Consider the following 255-nt stretch of genomic DNA (forward strand, 5'->3'; position numbering starts at 1 on the left):
ACTACCTGTGTCGGTTTGCGGTACGGGCACCTACTTTCTAGCTAGAGGCTTTTCTCGGCAGTGTGAAATCAACGACTCGAGGAACTGAGTTCCTCTCCCCATCACAGCCTGACCTTATGAGTGCCGGGTTTGCCTAACACTCAGTCTCACTGCTTGGACGTGCACTCCAACAGCACGCTTCGCCTATCCTACTGCGTCCCCCCATCGCTTAAAACGATTATAGGTGGTACAGGAATATCAACCTGTTATCCATCG

The 255-nt window shown here is 51.8% G+C and carries 1 rRNA gene; it reads right to left on the reverse strand.

What is annotated here, in order from left to right:
• Position 1: 1 nt before the first annotated feature.
• A 23S ribosomal RNA gene (locus tag HHH54_RS11080) occupies positions 2 to 255 on the reverse strand; the annotation flags it as partial.

Origin of the sequence: Staphylococcus canis, from assembly GCF_016238445.1 — a bacterium.
Taxonomy (GTDB): Bacteria; Bacillota; Bacilli; order Staphylococcales; family Staphylococcaceae; genus Staphylococcus; species Staphylococcus canis.